Genomic DNA, 18,018 nt, shown 5'->3' with positions numbered 1-18,018 from the left:
ACCTCCGGGTGATCAGGCGAACGGCCTCGCATGGTTGCCGAAATCGAGGGGGCTCGGGAGCTGGGTGTCCCCCATGAGGAACTTGTCGATCGAGTGGGCGGCGTGACGGCCCTCGGCGATGGCCCAGACGATGAGGCTCTGGCCGCGGGTCATGTCCCCGGCCGTGAAGACCTTCGGCACGCTCGTCCGCTTGGCCGCGTCCGCCTTCACGTTCCCCATCGGGTCGAGCTCGACGCCGAACTGCTCGAGCAGGGCGTTCTTCTCGGGGCCGGTGAAGCCCATGGCCAGGAGGACCAGGTCGGCCGGGTAGACCTTCTCGGTGCCCGGGACCTCGACGAACCTGGGGCGGCCGTTCTCGACCTTCATCTCGACCTCGATCGTCTCCAGGGCCTTGACCCGCCCCCCCTCGCCGACGAATCGGCGGGTGTTGATCGAGTAGACGCGATCGCCCCCTTCCTCGTGGGCGGACGAGACCCGGAAGACGTTCGACCACTGGGGCCACGGGTTGGTGGGGGCCCGGTCGTCCGGGGGCCGGGGGACGATCTCGAACTGGTGGACGGTCTTGCAGCCGTGCCGGTGGGAGGTCCCCAGGCAGTCGGCGCCGGTGTCGCCGCCGCCGATGATGATCACGTGCTTACCTTCCGCCGTGTGCACGTGATGCTGGCTCCCGTCGCCGGCCACGCGCCGGTTCTGGGCGGTCAGGAAGTCCATGGCGAAGAGGATGCCGTCGAGGTCGCGGCCCTCGATCGGGAGGTCCCGCGGCTGGGTGGCGCCGCCGCAGAGGCAGACGGCGTCGAACTCGGCGAGGATCTTGGCCGCGGCGACGTCGACGCCGACGTTGACGCCCGGGCGGAAGACGACCCCCTCGATCTCCATCTGGCGGAGCCGCCGGTCGAGATACCTCTTCTCCATCTTGAAGTCGGGGATCCCGTAGCGGAGGAGCCCGCCGATCCGGTCGGCCCGCTCGAAGACGGTGACGGCGTGGCCGGCCCTGGCGAGCTGCTGGGCGGCGGCGAGGCCCGCCGGCCCGGAGCCGACGACCGCGACCGACTTCCCGGTCTTCACCCGGGGAGGCTCGGGGGCGACCCAGCCCTGCTCCCAGGCGTGCTCGATGATCGACTCCTCGATCTTCTTGATCGCGACCGGGTCGCTGTTGATCCCCAGCACGCACGAGGCTTCGCAGGGGGCGGGGCAGAGCCGTCCGGTGAACTCGGGGAAGTTGTTGGTGGCGTGCAGCCGGTCGATGGCCGCGCGCCAGTGGTCCTTGTAGACCAGGTCGTTCCAGTCCGGGATCAGGTTGCCCAGCGGGCAGCCCTGGTGGCAGAACGGGATGCCGCAGTCCATGCAGCGGGCCCCCTGGGCCCGGAGCCGGTCCTCGGGGAACGGGTCGTAGACCTCGAGGTAGTCGTTCAGCCGCACGTCCACCGGGCGGCGGGTCGGGAGCTCCCTCGGGTACTCCATGAATCCGGTCGGCTTACCCACGGGTCACCTCCACCTGCACGGACACCTCGACAGCCTCCATCTCGGCCTTCTTCCTCTCCTCGAGCGCCCGGCGGTAATCGCGGGGCATCACCTTGACGAACTTGCCCACCGCCTGGTCCCAGTTCTTGAGGAGGCGTGCGGCGACGGTGCTCCCCGTGTACCCGGCGTGCTGGATCAGGAGGTCGCGGACGAGCTCGACGTCCTCGGACTCGACCAGGCGTTCCAGGTCGACCATGTCCTTGTTGCAGCGGCGCGAGAAGTCGCCGGCCTCGTCGAGGACGAAGGCCATCCCGCCGCTCATGCCGGCGGCGAAGTTCCGGCCGGTCCGGCCGATGATCACGGCGACGCCCCCGGTCATGTATTCGCAGCAGTGGTCGCCGGTCCCCTCGACGACGGCCTGCGCCCCGCTGTTGCGGACGCAGAACCGCTCCCCCGCGAGGCCGCGGAAGAAGGCCCGGCCGGCGGTCGCACCGTAGAGGGCGACGTTGCCGATGATCATGTTCTCCTCGGGGACGAACGTCGACTCCCGCGGCGGGAAGACGACGATCTTGCCGCCGGAGAGCCCCTTGCCGACGTAGTCGTTGGAGTCGCCCTCGATCGTCAACGAGATGCCCCGCGGCACGAACGCCCCGAAGCTCTGGCCGGCGGAGCCCTTGAAGCGGAGCTGGATGGTATCCTCCGGGAGCCCGGCCGAGCCATACTTGCGCGAGATCACGCTGCCGAGGATCGTCCCGACCGTGCGGTTGACGTTGCGGATCTTCAGGTCGAGCGACACCGGCTCACCGCGGTCGATGGCCGGCGCACAATCCGGGACCAGGGTCTTCACGTCCAGGGTCGTGTCCAGCCCGTGCTCCTGCTCGCGGACCTTGCGGACGGCCACGTCGGGGCCCATGTCCGGGCGATAGAAGATCTTGCTGAAGTCCAGGCCCCGGGTCTTGTAGTGGTCGAGCGCCTTCCGCATGTCCAGGAGGTCGCTGCGGCCGATCATCTCCTCCACGGTCCGGAAGCCGAGCGCGGCCATGTGCTCGCGGACCTCCTCGGCGATGAACCGGAAGAAGTTGACGACGTGGTCCGCATGGCCGTGGAACTTCTCGCGGAGCTTGGGGTTCTGGGTGGCGATGCCGACCGGGCAGGTGTCGAGGTGGCAGACCCTCATCATCACGCAGCCCATGACCACCAGGGGCGCGGTGGCGAAGCCGTATTCCTCCGCCCCCAGGAGGGCGGCGATCACGACGTCGCGGCCGGTCTTCATCTGGCCGTCGGTCTGGACGACGATCCGGTCCCGCAGCTTGTTGAGCACCAGCGTCTGCTGGGTCTCGGCCAGGCCGAGCTCCCAGGGGACGCCGGCGTGCTTGATCGACGTCAGCGGGCTGGCGCCGGTGCCGCCGTCATGGCCGCTGATCAGGACGACGTCGCTGTGGGCCTTGGCGACCCCCGCCGCGACCGTGCCCACGCCGACCTCGGCCACCAGCTTGACGCTGATCCGCGCCCGCGGGTTGCTGTTCTTGAGGTCGAAGATGAGCTGCGCGAGGTCCTCGATCGAGTAGATGTCGTGATGCGGCGGCGGGCTGATCAGGCCGACGCCCGGCGTCGAGTACCGGACCTTGGCGATCCAGGGCCAGACCTTGTGGCCGGGGAGCTGCCCCCCCTCGCCGGGCTTGGCGCCCTGCGCCATCTTGATCTGGAGCTCGTCGGCGTTCACGAGGTATTCGCTGGTGACGCCGAACCGGCCGGAGGCGACCTGCTTGATGGAGCTCCGCTTGCTGTCGCCGTTGGGGAGCGGGCGGAACCGCTCGGGATCCTCGCCCCCTTCGCCCGTGTTGGAGCGGGCCCCCAGGCGGTTCATGGCGATGGCCAGGGTCTCGTGGGCCTCCGCCGAGATCGAGCCGTAGCTCATGGCGCCGCTGGCGAACCGCTTGACGATCGCCTCGACCGGCTCGACCTCCTCGATGGGGATCGGCTTCCGGGCCCCCTTGCGGAATTCGAACAGGCCGCGGAGGGTGCAGAGCCGCTCATTCTGCTCGTCCACGCTCCGCGTGTACGCCTTGAAGATGTCGTAGCGGCCGGACCTGGTGGCGTGCTGGAGCCGGAAGATCGTCTCGGGGTTGAAGAGGTGGAACTCGCCCTCGCGGCGCCACTGGTACTGGCCCCCCTCGTCCAGCAGGGACGGGCCGGCCTCGCGGACGGCATAGGCTCGGGCGTGATGCTCGAGGGTCTCGAGGGCGATCTCCTCCAGGCCGACGCCGCCGACCCGGGATGCGGTCTTGTCGAAGTAGCGGGCGACGAAGTCCTCGTTCAGGCCGATGGCCTCGAAGATCTGGGCGCCTCGATAGCTCTGGATCGTGCTGATGCCCATCTTGGACATCACCTTCACGACCCCCTTCTTGATCGCCTTGCGGTAGCGGTAGATCGCCTCCTCGCGGTCGAGGCCCTTGATCTGCCCGTGGCGGATCATGGCGTCGAGCGTCTCGAAGGCGACGTAGGGGTTGATCGTGCCGGCGCCGTAGCCGAGGAGCAGGGCGCAGTGGTGGACCTCGCGGACGTCGCCGCACTCGATCAGCAGGCCGGCCCGGGAGCGCTGGCCGCGGCGGACCAGGTGGTGGTGCAGGCCCGAGCAGGCCAGGAGCGACGGGATCGCCGCCATCTCCGCGTTGACGCCCCGGTCCGAAAGGATGATCAGGCTGGCGCCGGCGTCGATCGCCTCGCTCGCCTTCTCGAACAGGGCATCGAGCGCCCGCTCCATGCCGGCGGCCCCGTCGGCCGCGACGAAGAGCATCGGCAGCGTGACCGAGGTGAAGCCCCGCCAGCCCTCGAGCTGCTTGAGCCGGGCCATCTCGTCATTGTCCACGATCGGCATCTCGAGCGCGATCTGGCGGCACGACTCCGGCTTCGGCTCGAGCAGGTTCTGCTCGCCGCCGGCGCCGGTGAAGACCGAGGTGACGAGCTCCTCGCGGATCGCGTCGAGGGGCGGGTTCGTGACCTGGGCGAAGAGCTGCTTGAAGTAGTTGAACAGCGGCTGGGCCCGGTCGGAGAGCACCGCGAGCGGCGCGTCGTTGCCCATCGAGCCGATCGCCTCCTCGCCGCTCGAGCCCATCGGTCCGAGGATGTACTTGAGGTCCTCCAGGGTGTAGCCGAAGGCCTGCTGACGCTGGAGGAGCGTCCGGGGATCCGGGCCCGGGACCTCGGGCGCCGGCGGCAGGTCGGATAGGTGGACCATGTACTCGCGGAGCCATTGCCCGTAGGGCCGGGCGGAGGCGATCTGCTGCTTCAGCTCCTCGTCGTCGACGATCCGGCCTTCCTCCAGGTTCAGGAGGAACATCTTGCCGGGCTCGAGCCGGCCCTTCCTCAGGACGTTCCCCGGCGCGACCTCGATGGCGCCGACCTCCGAGGCCATGATCACCCGGTCGTCCTTCGTGACGACGAAGCGGCTGGGCCGCAGCCCGTTGCGGTCGAGGACCGCGCCGATGTTCTTGCCGTCGGTGAAGGTTACCGACGCGGGGCCGTCCCAGGGCTCCATGAGGCAGCTGTGATACTGATAAAAGTCCTTCTTGACCTGGGACATGGACTCGTGATGGTCCCAGGCCTCCGGGATCAGCATCATCATGGCGTGCGGCAGGCTGAAGCCGGAGCGCACCAGCAGCTCCACCGCGTTGTCCAGGCAGGCCGTGTCGGAGAGCCCCTCGCGGATGATCGGCCGGATCTTGTCCAGGTCGCCCGGCTCGTAGAGGGCCGATTCGAAGAGCGCCTCGCGCGCCCTCATCCAGTTGATGTTGCCGCGGAGGGTGTTGATCTCACCGTTGTGCGAGATCATCCGGTAGGGGTGGGCGAGCTGCCAGCTCGGGAAGGTGTTGGTGGAGAACCGCGAGTGGAACATGCAGATCGCGCTGACCAGGCGCGAGTCGGCGAGGTCGTCCTCGAAGTAGATCCCCACCTGCCCCGGCGTGAGCATCCCCTTGTAGACGATGGTCCGGCACGAGAGGCTGGAGAAGTAGAAGTACTTGTGGTCGTCCAGCCCGGAATCCTCTATCGCCGCCTCGAACCGCTTGCGGACCACGAACAGCTTCCGCTCGAAGGCGTCCGCGTCCTTGATGGTCGCCCCGCGGCCCACGACGGCGTGGAAGAGCCTGGGCTCCACGCTCCGGGCGCTGGCGCCCAGCGGCTCGTTGTTGGTCTTCACCGGCCGCCAGCCCAGGAACGACTGGCCCTCATCCCTGACGATCTTCTCGAAGAGCTTCTTGCCGTACGCCTGCTGCTTGGGGTCCGGCGAGGTGAAGAAGGCCCCGATGCCGTAGGACCCCGGCTCTCCCAGGGCGATGCCGTGGGCCTTGCATCGTTCCACCAGGAACGCGTGGGGTATCTGGATGAGGATCCCCGCGCCGTCGCCGGTGTTGTCCTCGCAGCCGCAGGCGCCGCGATGGTCCAGGTGGACGAGCGCCGTCAGGCCGTCGCGAACGAGCGCATGGGATTTCCGCCCCTTGAGGTCCGCGATGAACCCCACTCCGCAGCCGTCGTGTTCACGACTCGGATCGTAAAGCCCCTGGGGCGATGGTAAGCCTGTTCCCATGATTGTGGTCCTTCGGCACGTATCCAGAGCCTTCGAGTGTGTACCAAATCGGGTCGCCGGGGCGACGCGTTTCGATGCTTCGGAGCCCGATCTCGGGCTCGCCTTTCTCGTCGTCCGCTGCACGATTCGGACGGACGCGGTCGATTCAGGTTCGGGGGTGGACGTATCCAGCGGGATGGTCGGGACCGAGGAGACCCGGAGGTCACCCCCGGCGGGCGACGATCGGTCCGCCCGATAGCCGTCGCGGTGAGGTCATGGAGTCGAAGCGGCGCGGACGCGACGCGGCTGGGCCGCGGCCTCCGGGGCCGTTGCCACGCTCGCCCGGGCCGTCAAGAGCTCCAGGAACCGCGCGGCCGTCATGTCCAGGGTTTCGTTCCTGCGGTGCACGATCGCGATCGGCCGGTTGAGCCGATACTTCGGATCCTGGCCCGAGATCGGCACCGCGACGAGGGTCCCCGCCCGGACCTCTCGCGCCAGCGAGGGCTCCGGCAGGATGGAGAGGCCGGCCGGGATCTCGACGGCCCGCTTGAGGTTCTCGATGTTGTCGAACTCGTGCACGATTTCCACGTCGACGTCGTGGTGGCGGAGGGTCCGATCGATCGCCTTGCGGATCGACAGCTCCGCGTCGAAGGCGACGAACGCCTCGCCGTCCAGCTCGCGGATGTCCACCCTGGGCAGGCGGGCGAATCGGTGCGACGGGTGGATCGCAAGCATCATCACCTCCTCACGCCAGGGGATGACCGTCAATTCCGGCCATTTCTTCGGGTAGGAGATCAGGCCGAGGTCGGCCCCGCCTCCGATCACCCGCTCGACGACCCGCGTCGGATGGAGGTACTCGAGCCGCACGCTCGCCTCGGGGAATCGCTCCTCGAAGTCGCGGACGTACTGGCTCATGTGATGCATCCCCACGGAGTAGATCGAGGCAACCCCCACCGTGCCGATCACCTTCCCCTCGCCGAGCGTCGACTTGACCCGGTGCTCCAGCTCGATGTATCGGCCGACCAGCTCCTTGCAGCCCTCATAGTAGAGCTTCCCCGCCGTCGTCGGGACGAGGGGCCGCCTCGACCGATCGATGAGCTTGACCCCCAGCCGCACCTCGAGCTGGTGCACGGCCTGGCTGGCCGAGGACTGGGAAATCCCACTCTCCTCGGCCCCCCGTGAGAAGCTCGCCCATCTCACGACATCGCAGAAGATCTTCAAGGACTCGAACTGCATCGGAAACCGTCGACCACCGTTTCGTCGATACTAGCGTCGTGGCGTTATCGGAAAACTAAATAATAAACGCCCCAGGGTCCCCGGGGTCAAGCGGGTAGTCCCCCCGCGGCGGCGAAGTCGTGATCGATTGTGAGGGTGAGCGAACCGATGAGTCATCCGAGTCGTCGTGAATGGATGATTCGCGGCGGGTATTCGAGGAGAACGAGGGACTGGAAGGCCGCCCTCGGGGCATGGGCCGGGGGTCGCCCGGTCAACCCGGGCCGCTTCGGTGGAGCGGGACGGGCGTGCCCGTGTCGTACACGGGGCTCCGAAGCGGTCGCGGGCGTTGCTCAAGATTTTGTCACGCGTGCTTGCTGATCGTGCTCTCCCTCGGCTCCTGAAGAGGTCCAGGAGTGGACGACCTCGGCGATCGCCTCGACCTCGGCCATTGCCCCGACGCCGATGTCGCCACAAGCCAGTCGCTTGGATTGGGGCGGGATGAGGATGATCCGCGGTGCCAGCCGGGCGAAGTGCTCCGGGGCGGACTCGAGGCTCCAGTCGACGGGCAGCCCCCGGAGGCGGCCCTGATCGAGGAGGATCTGGCCCAGGTGCCTGGCCGTCACGGGGCTTTGCCACATCAGGGTGTTCATCGCCGGCGCGAGGATGACGGGCCGCTGGAAATCCCAGGCGCGGAAGACGCAGGTCAGGAAGTTATCCGAGAGGCCCAGGGCAAATTTGCCCAGCGTGTTCGCGTCGAGGGGCGCGACCACCAGGAGCTCGGCCCAGTTGCGGAGCTCGATGTGGAGGACGGCATCCCCGCGATGATAGCGGTCGTTCGGCCACTCGTCGCGGTCTCGATAGAGTCCTCCCGCCGGGGATTGGTCGTCACCTCGGGACAGGTCGCGGGGGTCGAAGAAGTAGAGCGAAGGTTCGGTGGCGATGATCCGGACGTCGTGGTGCGAGGCGCGGAGGGCCTCCACGAGCGCGGGGGTACGGATCGCGGCCACAGAGCCGGTCACACCGAGGAGCACCCGAGCCATTCGTCTCGCCTTCCGGTTCGGTTTGGCGGCCCTGCAATCCCGGCCCGACGACCGGCGCGTCGGGGCGGGAATCAGCGGTGATCGGCGGTGAGGGGGGCCATCTCGCGGTTGAGGCTGTCGGTCAGGCTATTCCAGAGCGATCGCCTGAGCTGCTGCGACTGCCGCTTCGAGAGCAGCAGCCGTTCGGTCGCGCGGTCGGCGAGGATCGACACGATGACCTTCAGGTCATTGCGGATCACCCCGCCCAGATCCTCGAACTCCGGGGGTAACTCGAGCCCGCGGAGCGCCGGCTTCTGGATGCGACTGGACATCGGAAACCCTCCCTGGCCAGGTGTCGATGCGTGATTCGGAGCGGTTGACTCCGCCGGGCCTTCGGACCCCTCGAACCCCTCTCTCTTGATCGGGAACATGACGGAAGAGCCTCTCCCCCGGGATGAGCCCGGGTGGAGCTTGAAACGCATGAAGGTATATGAACTGGGAATGACGTCCGGCCTTCGGCGACGCAACGGATTCCTGCCGTCTTATCTTACGCCGGCAGGCGGGCGAACTGTTGGACGACTTCGGAAATCCGTCCGCGTCGATGTCCTCCCACGGCCGCGAGTGGCCTCCGAGCCGATGCCTCGTAACGCGACCCGGCGAAGACACTGCACGAACCATGCCATCGCCGCGATCGCCCGGCGTGGGCGGCATCAGAACCACGCGGGGAGCGGCTCGCGGCGGGCGCCCGGGCCCATCGCGTGCTGGACGAGCTCGACGAGGCGGGGGCCGTCGATGAGCTCGATAGGATGCTCGGCGACGAACTTCTCCGCGGCCAGCGAGAAGCTGCTGGTGGTCACGAAGAAGCCCTTGTGGCTGCGGGTGTGATGCACCGTCCCGAGGAACTTCTGGAGCTCCGGCGAGCCGACGACCCCGCGCTTGTGGTACTTGCACTGGACGATGGCCACCATGTCCTTGCGGCGGAGGCGGAGGTCCGCCCCCTCGTCGCCGGAGCCTCCGGTCTGCTCGACGTCGTAGCCGAGGGCCTCGAAGAGCTCGGCCACGAATTCCTCGAACGTCTCCGGCGAGAGGCTGGTGAGCTGGGCCAGCTTCAGCTCGGCCCGGCGGGCCTGCGTCCGCATCCGCTCCGCCTTCTCGCGGCCTTCCCTGATGGTCGCGCGGAGGGCCTCGACCTCGGCGGCGGCGGGCGTACGCTCCGCGTCGCCGGCGCGGTGGAGGTAGCGGTCCACCTTGAACAGGGCGTTCTCGATCGAGTTGTCCAGCCGGATCCGCTCGGCGCGGGTCAGGGTGTTTTCGAACCTCCGGTAGACGGCGTACTGCAGGTGCTCGAGCGCGCCGGCAAGCTCCGCGGCGGAGGCGATCCGGGGCGACTCCTCGCTGTAGGGGGAGGCCGTCCAGAGCAGGCCCTGTCGCGGGGCCGCGGTCGAGGCGGTGGATGCGGGCGGAGGCGCCGCTCCCGCCCGGGCCCGGAGCCAGTCCAGGATCATCCCCGCGCACTGCGGCCCCAGGCACTCCCCGGGATGACCTTGCTGCGGCTCCTCCATGCGGACCTCCGGCGAAGATTGGGGTGGGAGATCAGCCAGGACTCTACTGGCCATCGGCCCGGCGATCAAGGATCCATCGGTCCCGCCCGACGGCCGCCGCCTGGTGCGTTGACTCGGGCCGCGGCGCGGTCGACAATCTGGGCGATCCGGCCCGGTCGTGCCGGCAATCTTGGAGGTGGAGCCATGGGCCAACTTGCCGTGATCCTGCCCGCCGCGGGGCGATCCACGCGGTTCGGCGATCCTTCGCAGAAGAAGGTCTACGCGGAGCTCGAGGGCCGGGCCGTCTGGCTGAGGGCCCTCGATCCGTTCCTCACCCACGGCGACGTCGAGCAGATCATCGTCGCGATCGCCCCGGAGGATCGTGCGCTCTTCGATCGCCGCTATCGCGACAAGGTCGCCTTCCTCAACATCGAGGTCATCGAGGGCGGGGACGAGCGCGCCGACACCATCGCCAGGGCGCTCGAGCGGCTCCGGCCGGCCTGTGAGCTCGTGGCGATCCACGACGCGGCCCGGCCGTGCCTGACCGACGACCTGGCGACCGCCGTGATCGCCGCCGGCCGCGAGCACGGGGCGGCCCTGCTGGCGATCCCCGTCCGCGACACGATCAAGCGCTCGGGCGAGGACGGACGGAGCGTCGGGACGGTCTCTCGCGACGGGCTCTACCTCGCCCAGACGCCGCAGGTCTTCCGCCGAGATTGGCTGGAGGAGGCCTACGCCCGCCGCGACCGGGACGCCCCGACGGCGACCGACGACTCCCAGCTCGTGGAGGCCCTTGGGCATCGCTGCGTCCTGGTCCCGAGCACCGCGTACAACCTGAAAATCACGGCGCCGGAGGACCTCCGGCTGGCGGCGGCCGTCCTCGAGATCCAGTCCGGCCGCGGCCGGGATCGCGACCGAGAGTCCTCGGCTCATCCCTTCGTGGACGAATCGTCGGCATGGGCCGACCTTCCCAGGCTCGACCCGGACGAGCTCTTCGGCCCCTGATCCCCGGCGCCGCGGACGCCTCGCGGCGCCGAGGGGAGACATCGATCCCCGATCACTTCGGCTTCTGCTGGGGCTCGTCGAGCAGCGTCCAGAGCGTCGGCTCCATGGCGTCGGCCCAGATCCGATAGCCCCGGGCGCTGAGGTGGAGCAGGTCCGGCATGACCTCGCGGGTGAGGGTACCGTCGGGCTCCAGGAACGACTTGCCGATGTCGAGATAGAAGACCGACTTGCCGTCGTCCAGCTTGGCGATCCTCTCGTTGATCGCGGCGATCTTGCCGCGGACGGGCTGGGACTTCTCCGCCCTCGGGAAGACGCCCAGCAGGAGGACCTTGGCCTCGGGGAGCCGCTTGCGGAGGTCCTTGACGATCGCCGCGACGCCCTCGGCGATGGCCTCGGCGGATTCGCCGCCGGTGTTGTTGGTGCCGATCATCAGGACCACGACCTTGGGGCGGATGACGTCGACCTCGCCATGGGCGAGCCGCCAGAGGACGTGCTCGGTGCGGTCGCCGCCGATGCCGAAGTTGGCGGCGTGACGCGGGCCGTAGAATCGCTGCCAGGTCTCGTTGTGGTCCCAGCCCTGGGTGATCGAATCGCCCAGGAAGAGGAGGTCGATCTTCCCTTCCCGGGCTCGCTTCAGGAAGGACTCGTGCCGCTTCAGCCAGCCCGCGTCGCGGGGGACGGGAGTGGTCGTGCGGAGCCCCTTGGCGGGCTCCTGGGCGGTTGAGGGCGCGGGGGCGGCGAGGCCGAGGACGAGGACGGCGACGCAGGGGGCCGCCCCGAGCAGGAGGCGTGAGGGGGAGAACGTTCGGGTCATGGTCGATACCTGTGGGGAGGGACCTGGGGTGGGTTCGCCGCGCGAGGCGGCCGGGTGTCCGCTCGTCATCGTAAGGCGCCCGGCGGGGCGGATCCATCACGCACCGGGGTCCCATGGCTGGCCGAAGTGCTCCTCGAAGCAGACGTCGTCCAGGCCGGGCGGATCGGCGAAGTCGGCGCGGGCCGCGGGGTGGCCGATTGCGACGATCCCGCAGACGACATGGTCGTCCGGGATTCCCAGCGCGAGCCGGAGCGGGGCCCGGTCGAGGTTGTCGATATAGGCCGCGGCGAGCCCCGCGGCCTCGGCCGCGACCAGGAGGATGCCCGCCGCCACGGCCCCGCCGCGCCCGGCCCGCTCCGCCCGCTCGGCCCGGCCCAGGGGAGTCATGGCCGTGCGGATCCGGCCGGCCAGCTCCGGCCCGCGCGGGGCGTCCCGGCCGTCGAGATCCGGGTTCAGGTAGCCGAGGACCACGACCAGGACCGGGGCCTCCGCGACGAGCGGATGCCGGTAGGCCGCCGATCGGATCGCCCGGCGGGTGCCGGCCTCGCGGACGACGAGGAACCGGGCCGGCCGGAGGTCGAACTCCGAGGGGGCCATCGCGGCCAGGGACAGGACCTGCCGGAGGACGTCGGGGGCGACGGGGCGATCGGCGAAGCCGCGGGGGATCCCGCGGCGTAGCCACTCGTCGAGCGCGTGCAGCGAAGCCAGCGGCCCGGTCATGATCGTGCGGCTCCTCCCCGATGGGGGCCCGGCGGGGTAGTCCCTGGCCTGGCCACGATGGTTGATTTACACTCCTGGACGCTCCGGCCGCGGGGGCCCGGGCGGGTCCGCGCCATCGGTCCCCGGCGGCCGACACCCCGAAGACACAACCGAGAGAACGAGAGGAACGACGAACCATGCTCCGATCGATCCCGACCCGCGCCGGCCTGGTGGCCGCGGCGCTCGCGTGCCTGTCGACCGCCGCCTCCGCGCAGGAGGGCACCTGGGTCTCCCTCTTCGACGGCCAGACGCTCAGCGGCTGGACCAAGGCGGGCTCGCAGGAGAGCAACTGGGAGGTCAAGGACGGCAGCATCGTCGGCACCGGCAAGGCGTCGATGCTCTACAGCCCCAAGACCTACAAGAACTTCAAGTACCGCGCCGAGCTCAAGATCAACGACCACGGCAACTCGGGCGTCTACTTCCGCTGCCCGGCGCCCAACGGCAGCTTCAGCGAGGGCTACGAGGCCCAGGTGGACAGCACCCATACCGACCCGATCCGCACCGGATCGCTCTATACGTTCATTCATATCTTCGACCGCCTGGTTGAGCCCGACACCTGGTTCACCTACGAGATCGAGTGCGTCACCAAGGAGTACCGCGGCAAGGTGATCCCCAACATCACCATCTGGATCAACGGCAAGAAGCTCTACACGTTCCTGGACCAGACCGGCGCCTGGAAGGAGGGTCACTTCGCCTTCCAGCAGCACGACCCGGGGAGCCGGGTCGAGATTCGAAAGGTGGAGGTGATGGAGTTACCCTGACGACGCACGTTCTGGTATAGTCTCCTCTTCCGGCCGCCGGGCCTCCCCGCCGGGCGGCCGGACCCCCGCCGCAAGGCCGCACCCTCTCCTCGATCCGCGGCGCGTGGGAGAAGACGCTCGGTCCTCCCCTCCAGGCCCATTCGAGAGACACAGCACGATGGCGAATCTGTGGGTACGCAAGTCGATCGCCGCCCTCAAGGCCGAGGCGAGTGAGACGCATGAGCATGGCTTGAAGCGGACGCTCACCGCCACCAACCTGGTGATGCTCGGCATCGGCGCGATCATCGGCGCGGGGTTCTTCGTCTACACGGGGACGGCGGCCGCCAACAACGCCGGGCCGGCCGTCGCCCTCTCGTTCGTACTCGGCGGGATCGCCTGCACTTTCGCCGGCCTCTGCTACGCCGAGATGGCGTCCACCGTCCCGATCGCCGGCTCCGCCTACACGTATGCCTATGCCACAATGGGCGAATTCATCGCCTGGCTGATCGGCTGGGACCTGATCCTCGAGTACATGGTCGGAGCCACCGGCGTGGCCATCGGCTGGTCCGGCTACGTGGTCAGCCTGTTTCACGACATGGGGATCAACATCCCCGCCCAGTTCGCCTCGTCCTGGGGTCAGAAGATGATCGAGATTCCGGACACCGTCGCCGACCTGCTTCACGTGCGACACGGCTGGACAGCCGTCTCCGATGCGATCATCAGGATTGATGGGGTCGAGAAGCCCGCGGATCCGATCATCAAACTCCTTGTGGACCATGGGATCGACTACAAGGTTTTCCCGACGGTCACGGCTTTGATCAATTTGCCCGCGATGCTCATCGTCGCCCTGGTGACCACGCTCCTCGTGATCGGGATCCAGGAATCGGCCAAGGTGAACAACGTGATCGTCGTCATCAAGGTGGCGATCGTCAGCCTCTTCATCCTCATCGGCATCCGCTACTTCTCGACCGACAACTGGGGCGGCAAGTTCATCCCGGACAACACGGGCAAGTTCGGCGACTTCGGCTGGAGCGGCATCTTCCGCGGGGCCGGCGTCGTCTTCTTCGCCTACATCGGCTTTGACGCCGTCTCCACGACCGCCCAGGAGGCGAAGAACCCCCAGCGCGACCTGCCCATCGGCATCATCGGGTCTCTGGTCATCTGCACGCTTCTCTATGTCCTCGGTGCTCTGGTCATGACCGGCGTGGTGAACTACCGGTTGCTCAGCGTCCCCGACCCGGTCGCCGTCGCGATCGACGCCATGGGGCTGAAGTGGTTCTCCTGGTTCGTCAAGATCGGCGCCATCGCCGGCCTCACGTCCGTGATCCTGGTGATGCTCCTGAGCCAGCCCCGGATCTTCTTCGCCATGGCGAAGGACGGCCTCCTGCCCCAGGCGGTCTCCAAGATCCATCCGCGGTTCCGCACCCCCTGGATCACCACCATCATCACCGGCATCGTCGTGATGATCGCGGCCGGCACCATCCCGATCCACGTGGCCGGAGAGCTCACCTCCATCGGCACCCTCTTCGCCTTCGCGGTCGTGTCCGCGGGCGTGCTCTTCCTGCGCGTCCGGCAGCCGGACGTCGAGCGACCCTTCAAGGCGCCTCTCGTCTACTTCACGGCCCCCATGGGCGTGATCTCTTCCGTCCTGCTGATGGCCACCCTCCCGCTCGAGACCTGGGTTCGGCTGGTCGTCTGGATGGCCATCGGCCTGGCGATCTACTTCGTCTACGGGATGCATCACAGCGTCCTGGGCGCGAAGAAGCCGGCCGAGGTCAGCACCGCGGCGTGACGGACCCCGGCCGATCGGTCGCTCGCAGCCTACGCCCCCGCGGCGGCTTCCCCGGCCGTCGCGGGGCCCTTGATCCATCGCAGGGCGGCCGTCGCCAGGATGACGGCCGCACAGACCAGCAGCATCGCGGTGAGCCCGATGTTGAGCCACCCCCGGGCGACCTGGCCCCCCTGGACCATCTTCCAGAACTTGCCCGTGATCTCGTGGTAGCCGGCGGCCGTGGTCGTCGTGCCGACGAAGAGGAGCGGCAGGAAGGTCGCCCACGCGTATTTCCTCCTCCCGGAGTTCACCAGGCCCGTGGTGACGATCGCCAGCGCGATCACGGCCAGCAACTGGTTGGCCATGCCGAACATCGGCCAGATCGTATCCACCGACCCGGTGTAGATGAAGTAGCCCCAGCCGAGGACCACCAGGCCGGTGGCCAGCATCGCGGCCGGCAGCCGGTCGAGATTCCCCAGCGGCTTCCACAACTGGCCGAGGAACTCCTGGACCAGGAACCGGGCGATCCGCGTCCCGGCGTCGATCGTCGTCAGGATGAAGAGCGCCTCGAACATGATCGCGAAGTGATACCAGTACTTGATCAGGCCCCGGATGTTCGGCAGCGCCTGCTCGAAGATCCGGGCCATCCCCACCGCCAGCGTCACCGCCCCGCCGGTCCGGCCGTGGAGCGACTCCTCGACGTCGTGTTCCATGATCGCCAGCTCGCTGGGCGCGGCGGCTCCCTCCTGCACCCCCTCGTGGCCGCCGTCCGGGTCCCGTTCCGACGCCTTCAGGAACTGGGCGAAGTCCGGGTGCCGGGTCATGAAGTCGGGGCGTTTGCCCAGGTCGATGTTGATGTCGTAGTACATGGCGTTGGGCAGGGCCGCGGCGGCGATCAGGGCCACCACCCCCACCAGGCCCTCCATCAGCATGGCGCCGTAGCCGATCATCCGGATGTCCGACTCGCGGTCCACCATCTTGGGCGTCGTCCCCGAGGCCACCAGCGAGTGGAAGCCGGAGATGGCCCCGCACATGATGCAGATGAAGACGTACGGGAAGACCGGCCCGTCCATGTTCGGCCCGCCCCCCTGCGAGAAGAACGGGCTGATCGGCGGGGCCTCGAGCCTGGGGTTGGCCGCGACCACCCCGGCGACCAGCAGGAAGATGGTGCCGATCTTGAGGAAGCTCGAGAGATAGTCGCGCGGGCAGAGGAGCAGCCAGACCGGCAGGATCGCGGCGACGAAGCCATAGCCGGCCAGGGCGAAGACCGTCGCGTCCCGCGAGAGTGAGAAGAACGGCTCCAGCGGCGAGCCCTTGATCAAGGCCCCGGCCACGGTGGCCCCGACCACGAGCAGGCCGCCCAGGATCGACGCCTCGAGCACCTTCCCGGGCCGGATCTTGTACATGTAGAGCCCGACGAACAGCGCGATCGGGATCGTGGCGGCGATGGTGAACGTCCCCCAGGCCGAGCCGGGGACGATCCGCTTCGCCGCCTCCGGGAGCGTGAATCCCTTGCCGTCGGGCGCCGCCTTCAGCCGCGAGGGAAAGGGGACGGACATGTCGAACTTCTCGTGGAAGGTCATGGTCTGCTCGGGGGCGTCGCCGAAGCGATACCTCGTCCCCGGGGGGACCTTGACGATCCTCGGGCCACCCGCCTGGATGGTCGACTCGAAGCTCGCCCCCTCGGGCAGGTAGACCGTGGTCCCCGCCTTCATCGGGATCTGCTCGCCGCCGAGCGCCTTGACCACCACGATGCCGAGCCCGGCCAGGGCGATGATGATGATGTAGAGGATGGCGATCCCCGCCGCGATCCCCGCCGGCCGGCCGATCTCGCTCCGGGCCAGGCCGGCGAGGCTCAGGCCGCCCCGCCGGGTGGAGAGCGCCAGCACCATCATGTCCTGCACCGCGCCCGCCAGGCAGACGCCCACCACCAGCCAGATCAGCCCCGGCAGGAAGCCGAACTGGACCGCGAGCACCGGACCGATGAGCGGCCCGGCCCCCGAGATCGCCGCGAAATGATGGCCGAAGAGGACCCAGCGATTGGTCGGGTCGAAGTTCTGCCCGTCCCTGAACCGGTGTGCGGGGGTCTCCTCCGCGTCGTCGAGCGCCGCGACCTTCGCGGCCAGGAAGGCGCTGTAATACCGGTAGGCGATCGCCAGGATCGCCAGCACCCCGATCATGATGGGCATCGCGTGGTGGAGAGTCATCGCGACAGTTTCCTCAGCGGCGCTTCGTCTTGTATCCGATGGTCTGGAGCAGGCCCTCGGCCCGCTTCGCGTGATCGCCCTGGAGCTCGATCGTGCCGTCCTTGAGCGTCCCGCCGGTCCCGCACGACGTCTTTAGCCGGGCCGACAGGGATTCCAGGTCATTCCCCTCCGGGTCGAGCCCGGAGACGACCGTGACGACCTTCCCCTTGGGCCGCTTCTCGACGCTGATCCGCGCGGTCTGCTTCTCGGGGGGGATCCGCACGGGCTCCGGCACCACCGGCGGGCACGTGCATTCCGACTCGAGCTTGCCGCACCGTTCGCAGGTGGGGGGTCGGTCCCAGGGAGTGCCGGCGAAGAGGCGTGTCACGATCGTCGGCTCCCGGGGTCGGTCAGTTCAGTCGATGACGGAGTTCGCATACCTCGGTTGCACGGCGATCCCGAGATTGGCCCGTTTACCATACAGGAACCTCAGGTGATGATCGAGGTGCGTGACCATCTCCGCAACCAGGTCGGTGAGGGTCATTCGTCCCTTCTCGCCGTGAAGCCCCGATCGCCGGAAGGCCGACTCGTCGCAGGCCCGGAGGATTCGCGCCGTCCACGCCCGGTTGGCCGCGAAGAGCGCGAGGCCGGCCTCGATGGGCATCTCGTGCGAGTGGAGGCCGTCGACCCAGCGGTTCTCGTCGTACGGGACGAGCGTGGCGGACTCGTCGGCGATCACCCGCTTCATCCGCTCGGAGTCCACGAGGTCGCTGTCCACGATGTGGGCGACGAGCTCGGCGCAGCTCCATTTCCCCGGCCCCGGCCGCTCGACGGCCTTTTCCGGACTGATGCCCCCCGCGGCATATCCCAGCAGCCTTGCACCGGCCTCGTAACGTTCGATGAGAGATTCGATCGCGGTCATGATCGGCGATGGCTCCGGAAT

At 68.5% G+C, this 18,018-nt stretch carries 14 protein-coding genes; 3 read left to right on the top strand and 11 right to left on the bottom strand.

The features are described 5' to 3' along the window. Window positions 1–12: 12 nt before the first annotated feature. The 6 genes from G6O54_RS07780 to G6O54_RS07755 form a co-directional block, all read right to left on the bottom strand. Window positions 13–1,482, bottom strand: a complete 1,470-nt coding sequence (locus G6O54_RS07780; protein ID WP_165222720.1) for a glutamate synthase subunit beta — start codon at window positions 1,480–1,482, stop codon at window positions 13–15. Further along, entirely contained in the window at window positions 1,475–6,046 is a 4,572-nt protein-coding gene (gltB, locus tag G6O54_RS07775) for a glutamate synthase large subunit (protein WP_165222717.1), read from the bottom strand. Before gltB ends, G6O54_RS07780 begins: the two co-directional genes overlap by 8 nt. A gap of 252 nt (window positions 6,047–6,298) precedes the next feature. Then, the gene (locus G6O54_RS07770; RefSeq protein WP_165222714.1) at window positions 6,299–7,261 is read right to left on the bottom strand and encodes a LysR family transcriptional regulator; all 963 of its coding nucleotides are present in this window, start codon (window positions 7,259–7,261) and stop codon (window positions 6,299–6,301) included. A gap of 329 nt (window positions 7,262–7,590) precedes the next feature. Then, a complete protein-coding gene (locus G6O54_RS07765; RefSeq protein ID WP_165222711.1) occupies window positions 7,591–8,280 on the bottom strand; it encodes a flavoprotein in 690 nt (229 codons plus the stop codon). Window positions 8,281–8,351: 71 nt separating this feature from the next. After that, complete coding sequence (locus G6O54_RS07760; protein WP_165222708.1) at window positions 8,352–8,591, bottom strand: hypothetical protein; 240 nt, start codon at window positions 8,589–8,591, stop codon at window positions 8,352–8,354. Between the two features lie 378 nt (window positions 8,592–8,969). Then, on the bottom strand, window positions 8,970–9,821 hold the full coding sequence (locus G6O54_RS07755; protein WP_165222705.1) for a restriction endonuclease: 852 nt from the start codon (window positions 9,819–9,821) through the stop codon (window positions 8,970–8,972). 183 nt (window positions 9,822–10,004) lie between these two features. On the opposite strand from G6O54_RS07755, the gene ispD reads away from it, so the two are divergent. Beyond that, the gene (ispD, locus tag G6O54_RS07750) at window positions 10,005–10,805 is read left to right on the top strand and encodes a 2-C-methyl-D-erythritol 4-phosphate cytidylyltransferase (protein WP_165222702.1); all 801 of its coding nucleotides are present in this window, start codon (window positions 10,005–10,007) and stop codon (window positions 10,803–10,805) included. 52 nt (window positions 10,806–10,857) lie between these two features. Here ispD and G6O54_RS07745 read toward each other — a convergent pair whose 3' ends face one another. Both G6O54_RS07745 and G6O54_RS07740 read right to left on the bottom strand, forming a co-directional pair. Next, complete coding sequence (locus G6O54_RS07745) at window positions 10,858–11,619, bottom strand: platelet-activating factor acetylhydrolase IB subunit (RefSeq protein ID WP_165222699.1); 762 nt, start codon at window positions 11,617–11,619, stop codon at window positions 10,858–10,860. A gap of 96 nt (window positions 11,620–11,715) precedes the next feature. Next, on the bottom strand, window positions 11,716–12,339 hold the full coding sequence (locus tag G6O54_RS07740; protein WP_165222696.1) for a nitroreductase family protein: 624 nt from the start codon (window positions 12,337–12,339) through the stop codon (window positions 11,716–11,718). Between the two features lie 176 nt (window positions 12,340–12,515). On the opposite strand from G6O54_RS07740, the gene G6O54_RS07735 reads away from it, so the two are divergent. Together G6O54_RS07735 and G6O54_RS07730 are read left to right on the top strand one after the other, a co-directional pair. Continuing rightward, entirely contained in the window at window positions 12,516–13,139 is a 624-nt protein-coding gene (locus G6O54_RS07735; protein WP_165222694.1) for a 3-keto-disaccharide hydrolase, read from the top strand. Between the two features lie 157 nt (window positions 13,140–13,296). Beyond that, window positions 13,297–14,910 (top strand): amino acid permease, encoded by a 1,614-nt coding sequence (locus G6O54_RS07730; RefSeq protein ID WP_165222691.1) that lies wholly within the window; start codon window positions 13,297–13,299, stop codon window positions 14,908–14,910. A 29-nt stretch (window positions 14,911–14,939) separates the two neighbouring features. Here G6O54_RS07730 and G6O54_RS07725 read toward each other — a convergent pair whose 3' ends face one another. Genes G6O54_RS07725 through G6O54_RS07715 form a run of 3 tightly spaced genes read right to left on the bottom strand, consistent with a single transcriptional unit; the run spans window position 14,940 to window position 17,997 of the window. After that, window positions 14,940–17,096 (bottom strand): carbon starvation CstA family protein, encoded by a 2,157-nt coding sequence (locus G6O54_RS07725; protein WP_165222688.1) that lies wholly within the window; start codon window positions 17,094–17,096, stop codon window positions 14,940–14,942. 13 nt (window positions 17,097–17,109) lie between these two features. Next, window positions 17,110–17,463, bottom strand: coding sequence for a translation initiation factor (locus G6O54_RS07720; protein WP_165222685.1), 354 nt, complete (start codon window positions 17,461–17,463; stop codon window positions 17,110–17,112). A gap of 27 nt (window positions 17,464–17,490) precedes the next feature. Next, complete coding sequence (locus G6O54_RS07715; protein ID WP_165222682.1) at window positions 17,491–17,997, bottom strand: DinB family protein; 507 nt, start codon at window positions 17,995–17,997, stop codon at window positions 17,491–17,493. Window positions 17,998–18,018 lie beyond the last annotated feature (21 nt).

The organism is Aquisphaera insulae, from assembly GCF_011064615.1.
Lineage (GTDB): Bacteria > Planctomycetota > Planctomycetia > Isosphaerales > Isosphaeraceae > Aquisphaera > Aquisphaera insulae.
This window is presented reverse-complemented; position numbering and strand designations above follow the sequence as displayed.